13 protein-coding genes are annotated in these 14,035 nt (G+C 68.3%); 3 read left to right on the forward strand and 10 right to left on the reverse strand.

Annotated elements, in window-relative coordinates:
- Window positions 1-125: 125 nt before the first annotated feature.
- The 8 genes from OG788_RS00295 to OG788_RS00330 all read right to left on the reverse strand — a co-directional run bounded on the left by OG788_RS00295 (window position 126) and on the right by OG788_RS00330 (window position 9,655).
- Entirely contained in the window at window positions 126-3,638 is a 3,513-nt protein-coding gene (locus OG788_RS00295; RefSeq protein ID WP_406368277.1) for an SAV_2336 N-terminal domain-related protein, read from the reverse strand.
- On the reverse strand, window positions 3,610-4,575 hold the full coding sequence (locus tag OG788_RS00300; RefSeq protein WP_406368279.1) for an AAA family ATPase: 966 nt from the start codon (window positions 4,573-4,575) through the stop codon (window positions 3,610-3,612). Before OG788_RS00300 ends, OG788_RS00295 begins: the two co-directional genes overlap by 29 nt.
- Window positions 4,572-6,587: a trypsin-like peptidase domain-containing protein gene (locus tag OG788_RS00305; protein ID WP_406368281.1), complete on the reverse strand. Its 2,016-nt coding sequence runs from the start codon at window positions 6,585-6,587 to the stop codon at window positions 4,572-4,574. The genes OG788_RS00300 and OG788_RS00305 overlap by 4 nt, the downstream gene beginning before the upstream one ends.
- A 2-nt stretch (window positions 6,588-6,589) precedes the next feature.
- On the reverse strand, window positions 6,590-7,012 hold the full coding sequence (locus tag OG788_RS00310; protein WP_406368283.1) for a CU044_2847 family protein: 423 nt from the start codon (window positions 7,010-7,012) through the stop codon (window positions 6,590-6,592).
- A 495-nt stretch (window positions 7,013-7,507) separates the two neighbouring features.
- The gene (locus tag OG788_RS00315; protein WP_406368285.1) at window positions 7,508-7,741 is read right to left on the reverse strand and encodes a hypothetical protein; all 234 of its coding nucleotides are present in this window, start codon (window positions 7,739-7,741) and stop codon (window positions 7,508-7,510) included.
- 203 nt (window positions 7,742-7,944) lie between these two features.
- Entirely contained in the window at window positions 7,945-8,613 is a 669-nt protein-coding gene (locus OG788_RS00320; protein WP_406368287.1) for a hypothetical protein, read from the reverse strand.
- Between the two features lie 59 nt (window positions 8,614-8,672).
- On the reverse strand, window positions 8,673-9,098 hold the full coding sequence (locus OG788_RS00325) for a DUF6415 family natural product biosynthesis protein (RefSeq protein WP_406368289.1): 426 nt from the start codon (window positions 9,096-9,098) through the stop codon (window positions 8,673-8,675).
- On the reverse strand, window positions 9,098-9,655 hold the full coding sequence (locus OG788_RS00330; RefSeq protein ID WP_406368291.1) for an ATP-binding protein: 558 nt from the start codon (window positions 9,653-9,655) through the stop codon (window positions 9,098-9,100). Before OG788_RS00330 ends, OG788_RS00325 begins: the two co-directional genes overlap by 1 nt.
- A 162-nt stretch (window positions 9,656-9,817) precedes the next feature.
- Between OG788_RS00330 and OG788_RS00335 the strand changes: the two genes are divergently transcribed.
- The 3 genes from OG788_RS00335 (at window position 9,818) to OG788_RS00345 (ending at window position 11,928) form a co-directional block, all read left to right on the forward strand.
- On the forward strand, window positions 9,818-10,891 hold the full coding sequence (locus tag OG788_RS00335; RefSeq protein WP_406368293.1) for a helix-turn-helix transcriptional regulator: 1,074 nt from the start codon (window positions 9,818-9,820) through the stop codon (window positions 10,889-10,891).
- A 13-nt stretch (window positions 10,892-10,904) separates the two neighbouring features.
- A complete protein-coding gene (locus OG788_RS00340; RefSeq protein ID WP_406368295.1) occupies window positions 10,905-11,495 on the forward strand; it encodes an HD family hydrolase in 591 nt (196 codons plus the stop codon).
- 238 nt (window positions 11,496-11,733) lie between these two features.
- Window positions 11,734-11,928: a helix-turn-helix domain-containing protein gene (locus OG788_RS00345; RefSeq protein WP_406368297.1), complete on the forward strand. Its 195-nt coding sequence runs from the start codon at window positions 11,734-11,736 to the stop codon at window positions 11,926-11,928.
- A gap of 397 nt (window positions 11,929-12,325) precedes the next feature.
- Here OG788_RS00345 and OG788_RS00350 read toward each other — a convergent pair whose 3' ends face one another.
- Complete coding sequence (locus OG788_RS00350) at window positions 12,326-12,937, reverse strand: hypothetical protein (RefSeq protein WP_406368299.1); 612 nt, start codon at window positions 12,935-12,937, stop codon at window positions 12,326-12,328.
- Complete coding sequence (locus OG788_RS00355; protein ID WP_406368301.1) at window positions 12,934-13,536, reverse strand: RNA polymerase sigma factor; 603 nt, start codon at window positions 13,534-13,536, stop codon at window positions 12,934-12,936. The genes OG788_RS00350 and OG788_RS00355 overlap by 4 nt, the downstream gene beginning before the upstream one ends.
- Window positions 13,537-14,035: the final 499 nt, after the last annotated feature.

Raw genomic sequence — 14,035 nt, forward strand, 5'->3', positions numbered from 1 at the left:
CGGTATACCTACCCAGCCTGTGAAACTAGCACGTCGGCAGTGGGTGAACAGGCTTGTTGCCGACATCGAACGTGCTCCGCCAGGCCGGATCGCCGTGCGGGAATCCCCGCCCGAGCCGCGGACGGTCAGGCGCCTGCCGCCGCCCTGCGGCGGCGCAGGGCGCCGGACAAGCCCATGTCCGCGGCCCATATCTCGGCGCATGCGGCCAGGGCGGAGCGGTGCGTCGGCGATGACGTGAGCCGCGACGCGCGCTCGACGAGCAGGACAGCGGGCGGCAGCCCGTCGGACTGCGCGGTCAGTTCCAGGGTGTACGCGAACAACTGTTCCAGCGAGAGGCCGGCAGGCAGACGAAGGCCGTTCAAGTCGTGGACGAGTGCCTCGCGCAAGCTGGAGACGGACAGGTCGGCCGTGACGGCGCGCAGGAGAGCCCGGCCTTTGCCTTCTTCCCCGGCAGACAGCACCCTGGGCACCGGGGAGTCGGAAGCGGCCGTCATTCGACGCGCCACCTCATCGCCGGCCTGGGTACCCTCCAGAATCCGCGCAGCGTCGGCCAGGGCGTGCTCCCCGCCCACCGTGTCCAACGCGGCACGCACCAGAGTGGCGGCGTCCTCACGCTGCTTGCTCCCCCGCAGCTCGATTCGCCGGCCGAGCAAGTCCGCCAGCACCGCGGCGAACTGCCCGCGCCCCGGCGCGTCCTGCATGCAGTCCAGCTCGCACAGGGCATCGGTCAGCGCTTGCATCAGCGCGAGCGAGATCCGGGTATCCCGTGGCTCGGTTGCCCCGGCCTGCGACGCGGCGCGTGGCGATTCGGCACCGGCTTCATCGAACAGCCGCCGTATCTCCCAGCTCGCGGCCTCTCCCTCGAATACCCGCACGACGTCAATCAGCGTGTCGGCCCCGCCGGCCGCGTTTAAGGCGGCTCGCGCCATGATCACGACGTCCCTACGTAATTCGGCGCCGTGCAGGTTGATCGGGCGGCCCAGCTGCTCCGCGAGCAGAAGCGCGAAGATGGCCCGCCCCTGGACATCCTCCAGGCACGACAGCGTACTGAGGGCATCGGTCAGGCGAACCAGTACTCCCAGGCCCCGCCCGCGTGGGCGGCTCTTGTCCCGTGCGACATCAATGACGCGTTGCGCCGATATGCCGCACTGCGCCCAGCCGACGCCGATGTCGGCCCCGATGCTGACTGCTCGTCCATCAACTCCGATCGGCGCGATGATCTCGTTGCGTAGACGTGCGGCAAGGTTCTGCGCTTCGGCTGGGTCCAACTGGCCCACGAGGACCAAAAACTCGTCGCCGCCGACACGGGCGACGGTGTCGTCGTCTCGTACGGTGTCGCACAGCCGACGGGCGACCTCGACAAGAACGATGTCGCCTGCGCTCCGGCCGAACCGGTCGTTGATGCTCTCCAGGCCGTTGAGGGAACAAAAGAGTACGGCCAGGCCTTTACGGTCGGCTTGAGGCTCATCCTGGGGGGAGCGCAGGTGCGTGTGATGAGGATCGTCGTTCGTCTGCGGATCGACGCACAGCAGGTCGGACAGCTGTGCGTCGATCGTGGGCGCGTTCCGGAGGCCGGTGAGGAGATCGTGTCGGTCGCGGTAGGCGGGCGTCAGGTCTCGTGCCGGGAACTGGTCCCACGGGGACTCGTGGGTGCGTACGGTCATCAGGAGATGCCCGTACGCACCGATACGGTCGGCGAGTTCTGTCACTTTCACCGCGTCGGTGACGTGGTCGAGGACGAGCAGCCAGCCCGGGTGGGACTCGAGCCACTGCAGGGCTCTCTCGGTGGGGTGGATGCGGGCTGAGTCGGGGGCGGGCTCCGTGAGCAGGGCGTGGGCGATGCTCGCGATGCCGCTCTCCACACCGTCCGGCTCGCGTGCGTCGACCCACCACACCAGGGTGTACTCCTTTAGGCGGCGGTAGGCATAGTCCAGCGCGACGGTCGTCTTGTCCGACCCTGCGGGCCCGCAGAGTGCAGCCGCCCGGTGTCGGCCCCGGCCCGCCAATGTCTCGTCCACCCAGGTCACATCGCGATGGAGGGCAGGATGCCATCGAACCGTACGGCGGTCGGGCAGGTTGTGCGTGCCTGGCAGCAGCGGCGCTCTCCCCAGCTGCGGTCCCGGGTAGCTGCCCTCGCCACGCGGTGCGCCTGCAGACGTCCATTCCGCGAGCGGCTCCCCCTCTCGTGGCAGGCTCAGCGTTCCTGTCCGGTCCGCGATGACCGCGGGAAAGTCCGGTGTCCGGCCCAGGCGCGGGGTGATGAAGTCGCTCACCGCGTCGACGGTGCGCTGGGCCGCGCCTGCTCTCACCACCGCGCGAAGGCGGCTGCGTACCTCTGGTGGGAAGGCAAAGACGTCGTGGCCGACGAGCGGCTCGTCGACATGCATGAGACCGCTCAGCATGACCTCGGCCAGACAGACGGGATGGCTGTCGGGCAGGGCTGCTGCCTGGACGAGCCGCATGACGGGAAGCGTCAGCGGATCAACGGCCGCCAGGTGACCGGCCAGCTCGTAGGCGTTGCGGGAGGCCGATGCCCGGAACATGCTCACGCGATCAGCGGCCGTGTCCGGCTCCTCGGTGGCCAGATCGCCGGTCTCGTCATCGAAGGGGCGGGGATTTCCAGGAGCGAGCGCGTCGATGACCCGCAACGTCGCCACGCCTCCGTGCGAGGCGATCAGATCGGCCCAGGGGCGCAGGCTCAGCTCCTCCAGCGCGAGCACGGGGACGGGCAGGCCGGGCCGAGGACGCGATGAGGTGGTGAGCCAGGGATCGTGAGCGGTAAGCAGGGTGTTGGGCGGCGCCGGGCCCGTGGTGCGGACGATCGCTGGTTCGGCGGCCAGACCGGTGCCGTTCCACAGACGCGGGGGAAACAGATGGAGCACGGCCGTCGGTGCCCTGCGGGCCAGGACGGCCAGCCGCCTGCGGGCAGAACCCGTGTACCAGTGATCGGCGACACCGTCCGTCACGGCCAGGACGACGGTGCGGCCTGCGACCACGAGAGCCGCCGCCGCGTCGAGCGGGCCTGCGCGTACAGAGCGGAAGATGCCCGAGCCCGTGAGCGCGCTCTGCAGTTCGCCGACCGTATCGCGCCACACTCGCATGGAGGGCCCCTCATCCACGGCGAGGACGAGGTGGAGCCAGCGGTCCCGGGCTGGTTGCAGAACAGCATCGAGAACACCGCTGTCGGCGATGGCCTCGGCGGTAGCGCCCTCGTCGAGCTCGTGCCGGTGCAGGGAGGGCACTTGTCGCTTGAGTGCGCGCAACCCCCGTACGAGGCCCAGCGGATGACGCAGGCCCCGCACACCTGGAATGCGCAGCGGCGTACCGGGAGCACCGCCGTCCCGCGTCCGTATGAAGGTGTAGACCGGACGAGGGGGCTCGCTCGGGGTAGGCTCAGCGGCGTTTCGTTCCGAGGGATCGGGCCGTGCAGCGAGGCCGGAGGTCGCCGCAGGCCGGGCGGGTGCATACGGCTCAGCCCCAGCCTCGGCGGTTCGCCCCGGCGGCGTGTGCAGAGCCAGCCACAGCGCGTCGCTCAGCTCCCTGGGTGAAAGCTCCGTTCCGACGCCGCGCAGTGCGGCGTGCAGGCGAGCGGCCCACAGCTCGTCCGGGTCACCGGACTCCGCTGCTCCTGAGCTCACGCAGCACCGCCTCTCTGAGGTGCTCCACTTCGGGGTGGACGCCCTGCCTCAGCAGGTGGATGGCATGCAGCAGTTGGTCGGTGGCGAGCCCGCCAAGGCTGCGCCGGTCGGTGAAGGTCTGGATGAGTTCCTGCACTCGCGGCCACTGTGTTTCAAGCTGCGGCAGGTCGTGGGCGAAGTGCGCTCGCACGATGCCTTCGAGCTGGTCGGCAGCCGGCTCAGGCAGTTCCAGTCGGATACAGCGGCGGAGGAAGGCTGCGGGGAACTCTCGTTCGCCGTTGCTGGTGATCACGACGAAGGGGAAGTCCTGGCAGCGGACGGTGCCCTGGCGCACCCGCACCTTCTCCTGCGACCCCTGCACGTTGACGGCGACCTCGGCCTGTTCATCGGGTAGCCGCGCCAGTTCGGGAATGGTGAACTCGCCCTCCTCCAGCACGAACAACAGGTCGTTGGGCAGGTCCAGGTCGCTCTTGTCGAGTTCGTCGATCAGCAGCAGCCGCGGCCGCCCGTTGTTCCGGGTTGCCAGCGCGGTTCCCAAAGGCCCCAGCCGCACGAAGCTGCCGATGTCGTCCTTGCCGTCTCGCTGCTCACGCAACCGGCCGATAGCGTCATAGCGGTAGAGCGCGTCCGTGAGCGTGGCGCGGGTGTTCACCGGCCAGACCAGGACCGGTCCAAGACCGAGTTCCGCCGCCACGGCGTGCGCGAGCGACGACTTGCCGGTGCCCGGAGCACCGGTGACCAGAAGGGGGCGCCGCAGCCGCAACGCGGCGTTGACCACTTCGACCTCTGTGTCGCCGATCAAATACGGTCGTGGGCGCTGAGCCTCGCCTTCCTGTCGCGGTCGTCGCCACGGCGGAGGCTCGGGCAGCGGCACGGAGTCGTCGTACGTGCCGCCGCCCCCGCGGAAGAGCCGTTCCTGAGGACGTCCGTCGTTCACGCAGCGCCTCCATTGCGCCTGGGCGGGCTGGCCAGCCGCCTGCGGGGCGGTGCCCAGTTCGGGTTCTCCCACAACAGGGCCAGGTGGGCGCCTATGTGCGCGGTGTCGTGCAGGGCTTCGGCACGCCGCTGTCTGACCTCTTCGCGCAGGCTGTGCTGCCAGTCGTCGCGGACGAAGGCCCGCAAGGTCTCAGCTGTGTCCGGGCCGTGGGCAGCCCGATGCCACAGGACCACGGGGACCCCCAGCCAGCGGCACAGGGCCAAGGTGCCGTCGCGCTGGTCGGGCGGACAGCAGGCGATGACACAGGCGATCTTCTTCTGTGCCGACAAGGTGCCGTTCGCCGTGTCCAGTTCGTGCAGTACGTAGGGTTCGGCCACCGTGCTGTGTCCGTGTTCCCAGCGTGCCTTCCAGTCCCCCCGGCGGGGGGCGTTCTGGCCGCGAACGACCACTGTCCTGTCCAGCCCGATGGCCCGTGTCCCCAGAGGCCCGGCGTGGGTCGGCAATCGGTCCACCGCCAGGCCGAAGAAGCCTTCCTCCAGCAGGAACTCGACGCCTGCCGACTCCTCGTACTGGTCGAGATCGTCGACGGCCTCGGAGAGCGCGGCACACAGCTCATCGCCGTCGCGCAGGACGTCCTCGTCGGTCCAGGTCCGCATTGGCTCCCCGCGCGTGTCGTCGTCGTAAAGGCGGATGTCGTAGTGGAAGACGTCGGCTGCGGGCTGCGGCCACAGCCACACTCGCAGCACGGGCTGCACCGTCCGGGCGGCGGCACGGGATCTGGCGGACCAGCGGCATTGTGCCATCGCGTCCGGGCTGACACCCAGGCGTGCGACGAGGTTCTGCGACCAGTCCCGCAGCGTGTCTCCGCCGTCCCCGCGGTGCGCGGCCACCTCCTCGACCACCTGGATCAGCGGTGGCACCAGACCGGGTTCGCTCGCGCGGTCCTCCAAATCCTCGACCAGCGCCTCAATACCCTGAGGTCCGGCCTCGGCGAAGGCAAGGTGCGGCACGGCCCGTTGGGCCGCCGCGCGGACCTCCGGGTAGGCGGCCGCGCCCAGGAGTTCTGCGAGTTCGTGGTACTCATCCGGAGTGAGCAGGCGCACCGACCCGAGTTTCGCTGCGGCCTCCCGGACCCTACGGCTCACATCCTCGAACGCGGTGAGGGCGCTGAGGAGGACTGGCATGCCTCGGGGGTGGCTCAAGGCCGCTTCGACGAGTTCCTCAGCAGTGTCCGGAGTCCAGGACATGCCAAGAGCGTCGGTCACACGGCTGGTGCATCGCACCAGTTTCCGGTCGGGGAGTCCGTCCAGAGCATCCGCCACTTCACGGCACCGGGCGCGTCTTTTAGGGTCGGACAGCCCCCTCACGGCCAGCGGCACGCCGGCCGCTACGAGCAGTTGCATCATCTCGGACGCCCTGATGGCGTACGAGCGGGGACGGTCAGGTTCGGTGGACACCACCAGACCCGTCACACAGCCGCGTTCACGGTCCCACAGGGGCGCTCCGCTGTGCCCCGGCTCGATCTCCAGCGGGGCGTGCCCAGGGTCCAGGATGTACCACGGGCCCATGCGTGCCTGCACGTAGACGTCCACGAGCGAGCGCGGGGCACCATGGGCGTACCAGGTCGACATCCATCGGCCGGTTGTTTCCCGGACGGGTACCGGGCTGACGGCAGAGTCCCGCAGATCGACCCTCAGCAGGGCGAGGTCGCCCTCCCACCACTGTCCGCCCGCAACCCTGGGGGCCAGCCACCTGACCAGTTCCACCGGGTGATGCTCATCCCCCAGGCACGGCAGCGACACCCCCACCCGAAGCATCTCCGTCGCGGTCGGCTCGTCGGGCGCCAGCATGTCTCGGTCGAGAGCCGCGTTGATCACGTGGGCACAGGTGATCAAGAATCCGTCGGCGACGACCACTCCCGCGCCAAGACCCGTCCCGATCACGTCACGGGTGTGCACAGTGACCCAGGCCCGGCGGATACGCGCGTCCGCGTCGTCGTGTTGCCGGTGCACGACTACTCCGTCGGCGCAGGAGTTTCGAGATTCCAGGTCGCTGACACCGTGAGACTCGCCTCGCCCTTGTTCGCGACGATTCCGAGCGTCAGATCGTTGCCGACCTTGACACCGAGGTCCACGGTGAGTTGTTGGGGCCGTCTGTCCATCGCCGACACCGTGTCGTGCACGGACTGCAGGACCGGGACCAACGGCTGCAGCACTTGCCGCAGTGCGCCACGAGCAGCCCGCGCCACCCGTCCGTTTCCGTCACCCGCGACGGGTACAAGCGGCGCAGATCCTGGTGCAGCGCCACTCCCCGCAGAGTCTCCCAGCGGGCTGGGAAAGACCTCCAACAGCACTGCCTGGCCGTCGTCGAAGGTGAACTCCACAAAATCCCCCATGGCATCAACTATGCCAGTTCCGCGGGCTCTTGACCCTTGCATCGATCAACTCCGATCGGGCCTGGGAAAGTAGTCGGCTGCAGACGCCGGACCTGGCTGGTTCGGACACCGTTGGATCGTCACCCCGAAAGGGCGATTGTCAGATGGTGAGCGGCACGTTCAGCAGGCCGCCCCCGCAACCCAGACACCTGACCGGCGGAGGAGACCGCCTGGCAGCCGCCGATGCCGTGACCGCCGCCGACCTCATCGTCGTGCAGGCCCTGTCGGTGAAGCGGCTCTTCCTCCGTCCCCCTCTCCAGAACGCGCGCCTCCCGGCTATCCGGCCTGTCCCGGACGGAACTGCTGAACCGCGGAGGACGCCGATTCCGCGAAACGCCTGCGGAGCGCCCTCGATCCATTTCCGCCGCTGTCTCTGCACCGAGCCGGACGCTGACCTGCAGATCCTTGGCGATCTGTGGACTCGCGTCCGGCGAACGCCTGGGTCGGCACCGCTGAAGATCGAACGGTCGATCGCTCGGCTCCTCCGCTGCCGCCGCCTCACCATCCGATACGAACGAAGGGCAGGGTCTCGGAGCAGAACGAGCAGTCGAAGTCGCACCGCTTGGTGACCTGCACGATCACGGACAGCGGTGCGGTCAGCGTCTTGGCGACGGAGTCGACGTCAGTATCCGCCGGAGCGTCGAAGTGCTGGCCGTTGAATGCGTATCCGACACCTCCGCCGAGGTCCCTGCGCTTCTGCGCGGGAACAGTGGGCAGTCCGAGGTTGGTCATGGTTCCTCCGTGTTGTTGACGGTCAGATACAGGAGCGTTGGGCCCTCTTCGCCGCCCTGGGGGAAGAGCGGCGAAGGGGGTGAGCACCAGCGCGGGAAGGGAGAGCCGGGCCGTAGGGGATCGGCCGGCAACTCCCTGCGCTGGGCGTACGGCCCGCCCGATGGCCCGGGCACGGACGGTCTTCCGGGCCACCGGACAGGGGCCTATGCGGCCGTCGCGAGTTCCTCAAGCAGCTCGCCGAACTCCAGGACGCGGAAGCTCGAGAGCCGGCGGACCATCTGCGAGGCCAGGAACGTGGCCAGGTCGGGGTTCCCGTAGGGCACGGCGATGTCCGGCCGGGCAACGACGTGCAGTCCCCCGCGGGCGAGGCGGCCGTAGAGGACTCCGCTCACGCCGTACAGGGGTGCGCTCCGGGCGAGGAACACCATCGGCTGCTTCTCCATGTGCGGGCACAGCGCCGCAACGGTGCGGACGTGCCGGGCGCACACCGGGGGCTGGTTCGTCAGGATCTCCGTCCGGGTGGGGTCCTCGTCCCTGGGCCCCGCAAGGAAGATGAAGCCGGCCTTCGTCCGGGCGGGCTGGGTGCATACCTGGCACCGGAGAGTCTGCATGGTCATCATCTGCCGGTGCGGGTGCATGAACTTCCACTGCGGCTCCCCGGTCGGCATCCCGTCCACACCCAGCGGATTCCAGCCGACCCGCGCGAACAGCACACCGCGAGGATCACGATCCCGGGGATCTTCGTCGAGGTAGTGGAGCCTACTTCGGCCCGGCGCGCTGCGCCTGATGACCAGGTTGTCGGGCGCCGCCTCCTCCCCCACCCGCTGGATGACGTACGGGACTACGGCCGGTCCGACTGAGGTGGAAGGCATGGAGCGATGCGTCCTTCTCGACGGGGCGGGCGGGCTGTACGAAAGCAGGGGTCCCAGCATCAGGCCGCCTCCCGTAGACACTTGATCGCGCCGAGGCGTTCGTGGAGTTCGTCGACGGCCCAGGCCATCCGGCGCAGGTGCCCCACGGCCTGGAGGTAGTCGCCAGGCACCGCCTCGGCGCGTAACCGACGGGCCCGCTCGATCAGTTGTTCCACTTCCGGATCCTTCTGGTCAGCCTCCGCGGCGATGGCGATAGTGACGAGTTGCATCAGGTGGCCGCGAAGCCGCTGGCAGTTGTCTTCGAGGGCTTCCTCGGCCGGGACGACGACGTCCAGAACCGCGCCGACATCGTCAAGGAGCGATTCACCGTCGAACGGCTGCCACCCATGAACCTTGCTCAGAACTGATTCCAAAGCTTCAGGGCTCAACGGCGGCGTCCACACAGGTACGGCCCTGGTTCGCCCCGGAACAGTGGGGGCGGTCATCACACCCTCTCCTTGGCCGGAACGGTGAGACGGCACCAGGTGACCGCTCCTGCGTCGCCGGTCCCCCATGCACCGCCGCTCTCCTTCACCAAGGCATCGACGAGAGCGAGGCCGCGCCCCGACTCGGCACCCTCATCGACCTCACCGTGGTCGGCGCAACCAGCCATGCCGTCCCGGACGGCAATCCGAAGGAAGCCGTCGCGGACAGCGATGGTCAGGCTGATCTCCTTCGTTCCGCTGTGCAGCAACGCGTTGGTCAGCAGCTCCGAGATGATCAGCGCGACGTGGTCCGTCATCGCCTCAAGCCCGCAGTACCGAAGTCGCGCGGCCGCGATCCGCCGTACGGCACCGACCCTGCAGGCGTCCTTGTCTGAGGGCGGGGTGCCGCCACGGCGAGGAGCAATCTCAAAGGTCAGTCCCATGACGTCCTCGTCGCGATTAGGGACCGTCCGAGGCATCCGTACGGCTGTCGTTGTCATCTCAACCTCAGTGGCGGGTTGCAGCACCGGTCGGAGGCGGATTGGCACGGTCGGCTGGTGAACATGAAATAAGCCCATGAGTTACTACCTCCCTATTAGGCTCACGGTGATGGCGAATACGCTAGAAAAGCCGTCGCAGCTGCTGAAGTGACCGCGAGTACAGGTGGCTTGCTGAAAACTGCCCCGATTGGATCTCCCATGCGGCCGAACCCTCGACAAACCCTGACCGGTAGTACGGGTATGACTTCACGCGGCCGCTTCGGCGTCATCAGCGGTCATGTCTGGCGCGTGATACGGGAGCAGCAAGGCTTCACGCAGGAGGAAGTCGCCGAGCGCCTGAAGGTGAGCCTGAACACGATCGCTGGGTGGGAAACCGGGCGGCGTCCGCTTACTGCGGTGCCTGTCGGACAGATGCTCGTCCACCGTCGTCGGTTGATGCAGATGGGTACCGCGTCCGCTCTCTTACAAGTGCTGGAGCGCGCCTTGGAAGCAGATGTGCTCCTCTCTGGCGTCCTCGAAGAAGGTTCCCAGGTCGAGGAGAGTTTGCTCGGTGCGATGGTGATGCAACGCGAGTTCGCCGAAGTGCTGGTGTGGCCGCTCAACGGCGTCCCGCCACAACCAGTGCGCAACCTGCCCGCGCCATCCCGTCCTCGCCGCGGACCGACTCCATCCGGGCCCGAACTGTCATCGGCTGAGCGGCAGGGCTTCTTCGCTCAGATGCGGCGTGCTGCAGAGCAGGCGCGCGGTACTGACCAGTTCCTCCTGCGTCGTCAAGCCCTCTACCTGTGCGGATACGACCGGGAGACGGACACGGAGGAGTGGCTCGTTCACCAGCAGCGCAGAGAGCGGCCGGCCGATTGGCTTACCGGCTGGCTGAACGCCCGCAGCGTGGCAGCCATTGCCGCCCGACAGGGCGATGTCGATCGCCTGTCTCACTTCATCGACACCGCGCTGGTGGACGACGATGCCGGAGAAGCTGCCAACCTCAACTACTTCGGCTATTGGGTCGGTGAGGTGAGGCAAGTCGAGCTCACCGACGCCTTCATCGCCGACCGCTCTCTCGGGCCGTGGACAGGCGACAAGCTTCTGAAACATCTCGTCGACGGGATCTCGCCCGAACATGGCTATGTGGAACTCAATGTCCACAGCATCTGGGCCCTCCTCCAAGCCCGGCCCGGCCTGCTCCGCTCGGGTGCAGCGTCCCGCGCGCTGCGCGAGAGGCTATCGATCATGTTGGATAGCGGGGGACTCTCTCCGCGCGGACGGCGGGAGTTGGAGAGCATCCGGTACGCGATCCGCCTCGCCGAGGCGTGAGAGGAGCCTGACGGTGTCCGAGGACCTGACCGCGGTGGCCCGCTTCCTGTACGAGGCGGGGACGCTGAAGAACACCGCACGCACCGGATGGTGGATGGCCGGGGTCAAAGAACCGGAGTCGGTCGCCGATCACTCGTGGCGCACCGCCCTCATCGCGACGATCATCGCCAAGCTGGAAGGCGCTGACCCAGCCAGGGCGGCATTCCTCGCGGTATGGCACGACTCGCAGGAAACCCGTACCGGGGACGTGAACTACCTGGGCAGGAAATACGCGCCGCAGGCCGACCCCCGCCACGTCACTGCCGACCAGGTCGCCCAGATGCCCGAAATTCTGGCTCAGGCGGTACGCGAGCTGATCGACGAATACGAGGCCAAGGAATCCCCGGAATCGGTCTGCGCGCGGGACGCCGACAAGCTGGAATGCCTGATCCAAGGCGTCGAGTACAAGGCCCAGGGATATCAGAACGCGCAGCGCTGGATCGACAACAGCCGCAGCCGCCTCACGACGAAAACCGCCCATGCACTCGCCGAAGCGGTGCTCGAAACAGACTCGCTCGATTGGCTACGCACAGCACTCGGCGAAAGCAACAGGGAACAGGCCTGATCAATTTAGTCTCTCGGGACGCAAGGCGCGTCCCGGGGACCCTCCCCCGCCCGCACGGCAAGCAGCCCCGCTCCGGCGCCGCTGGCGGGGTCATCCCCACACGTGCGGGGATGGTCTCGCGTTCCGCGTCAGCCAGCCACCAGGAGACCGTTGCACGGGGACGACCTCGCTCAAATGGTCTACGACCGGCGGACACAGCTCGGGCTCAGCCAGGCCCCAGCTCGCCGTGCGGGCCGGGATGAAGCAACCGGCGATCTCCCGCATCGAAGGGGGTGGCACCACTCCCACCGTGCCTCTTCTGCGACGCCTGGCAGCCGCGCTCGACGCCCACCTCAACGTCGAGTTCGTACCGCATGGCACCGCATCGCAAGAGAAGCCCGAACAACGCACTGCGATAGAGGCTGCAGCCCGCTGGCGCATTCGGCAGCCTTGAGCGCCGCCGGAGGGGTAACCGAAGCACGCTGGAGAGGCCATCGCGCTCGTCCTGGTCGCCGCTGCGGCCGGCCTCGCCTCCTGGCAAGGTTCACCCATCCCGCGACAAGTCCCACGTCTACAAAGTCTTGTCAGGAGCCGGGTCGGACCGGCCACGTCCAGAAGCCCGCCAGGCCCCTGAGCGAGCTGACTACTGCCGCCGCGCCGTGAGGCGTTGCCGCGTCCGCCTGCTCGCACCAGACGGATGTCATTGCACTCCTCTGTCACGCAGTCGAAAGCGCAGGACGACTCGTTGCGGTGCCCCCCAACGTCGGCCCTCCTGGCACCTCGCCCCACGCTCCGGCCGCGCGGGGCCCGGGTCGCAGACCCAGACGCTCTTGCCGTATCCGCGCCCCTGTTCACTCCCCTGCCAGGAGCCGTGCAACAACGCCGGCACAGTCCGCCAGCGCCGGATCCAAGGGAGCGTCGGTGAGTACGGTGCGCAGTTGCTCATACAGGCCGACGGAGATCTGTCCAGTACGGCTGAGCTCTTCCTCCGTCTGGGCCAGCACACGGTGCAGCAGTCGTGTCTGCGCGTCCGGTCGCACCAGGGTCAGACGGGTGCGCAGTTCACTGACCGCGCTCAACGCGGCCTCGGCCGCTTCGTTTTGCCAGCCGCTCGGGCGCCCGCAGCTGCTGCCGGCAGGAACCGTGCGGGCGTGGTCTCCGACCGGCCAACGCAGCCGGGCCATCGGGTCCCTGTCGGGCTCGCGTGCACGATCGAGTGGCTTCAATGCCAGATCGGGACGGAAGTTGATGAACCGGGGCCGGGCCCCGGGCGGATGCTGGCGGCTGGTGGAATCAGCCTCGGTCTCAGGCCGGTCGGTACGGTCCACGCCGGCCATCCAGTCACGCAGCTCGTTCTTGCGCCGCTGCATGCTGCCCGGATGCGTGTCGATGACGCATTCGGCATCCTGCAGCAGGCGGGCGATCACGGCGTCGCCCTTGCGGTCGTCCGCATCCTTTGTCACAGCTGCTCCTCCTCCCGCGACCTGGTGGCCTGCATGCTCTGCAGAGGACCATCCGCCGCGTGCCGCAGCGCTGCGCGGGCGATCGCCACGTGCTTACGCACCCCCGACGGCTCGATCCCCAACAGCTCGCCGATCCGCGCCGTTGAGCACTGCTCGACAAAGTACAAAATGGCCACCTGCCGGCGCCGCTCGGGAAAGGAGCGGATTGCTTTCCAGCAGCGCTCGAGAGCATCACGGGCCAACACGACATCGGCCGGATCCGGTGGCGCCGCGGCTTGGCTGCGCGCCAGCTCAGGGCCCAGTTGGTTCAACCGCTGTGCCCTGCGGACGTCATCGATCCATTGATTGCGGCACACCCGGCGCAGCCAGGCCCGGTGTCTGCCGGGCTCCACTTTCCAGCCCGTGGTGAACAGGCCGGTCTCGGCCAGGGAATCCCACTGCTGGGCCACCGCCATGAACACCCGTTGCACCAGGTCCTCGGCGGCCGGCTGCGAACCACCCGTGAGGACCATGGCATAGCGCAGTAAGGGCATCGCTTCGCAATCCCACAGCCTCGACACGTCATGCGCTGTCTGTTCGGAGATCCGCCGGTCCCTCACGGTGTCCCCCTTCCTTCACCGCAGACCCGAGGCGGACCTCCATGGCAGGCCCGCCCATGCCCCGTTGTTGGCGTACCACTGTCCCCGGCGGCGCGTGCCGTACCAACGCCACCAGCGTGACCCGACGACCCCGCTCAGCGAGCCACACCGATCCGCTCACCACTGCCACCACCACGCAGACACCGGCCCCGGCTTGCCACGACACCACCGACCCCAGCCCCCACACCCAGCCTCCTCCACCAACTGTCATGCCTCTTCATCGGATGAAGGCCTCCACACGCTGCCATCGGTGGCCCACCTCTTCGCCACCGTCCTGCCCACCAGCCCCACCCGCTCCCCTCGCCACGCACAACAGCCCGCCCCCGCGCCGTTCACCGCGTCTGGACCCACCACAGCGCAGCGGCCACCATCCCGGATCCCGCCGCTGCGGCGGCGCCCCAGACGGTGGCAAACAGTGCGGCCCGGGCCAGCCGTCGTCTGGTCGAACGCTGCGCCATAT

The organism is Streptomyces sp. NBC_00647 (assembly GCF_045207245.1).
Classification (GTDB): domain Bacteria; phylum Actinomycetota; class Actinomycetes; order Streptomycetales; family Streptomycetaceae; genus Streptomyces.

Bases quoted from the DNA above. Each gene is read 5' to 3' on its own strand.
- OG788_RS00315 (WP_406368285.1), bottom strand. From the start codon at position 7,741: ATGACCAACCTCGGACTGCCCACTGTTCCCGCGCAGAAGCGCAGGGAC.
- OG788_RS00345 (WP_406368297.1), top strand. From the start codon at position 11,734: ATGAAGCAACCGGCGATCTCCCGCATCGAAGGGGGTGGCACCACTCCC.
- OG788_RS00325 (WP_406368289.1), bottom strand. From the start codon at position 9,098: ATGACCGCCCCCACTGTTCCGGGGCGAACCAGGGCCGTACCTGTGTGG.
- OG788_RS00310 (WP_406368283.1), bottom strand. From the start codon at position 7,012: ATGCAAGGGTCAAGAGCCCGCGGAACTGGCATAGTTGATGCCATGGGG.
- OG788_RS00330 (WP_406368291.1), bottom strand. From the start codon at position 9,655: ATGGGCTTATTTCATGTTCACCAGCCGACCGTGCCAATCCGCCTCCGA.
- OG788_RS00335 (WP_406368293.1), top strand. From the start codon at position 9,818: ATGACTTCACGCGGCCGCTTCGGCGTCATCAGCGGTCATGTCTGGCGC.
- OG788_RS00320 (WP_406368287.1), bottom strand. From the start codon at position 8,613: ATGCCTTCCACCTCAGTCGGACCGGCCGTAGTCCCGTACGTCATCCAG.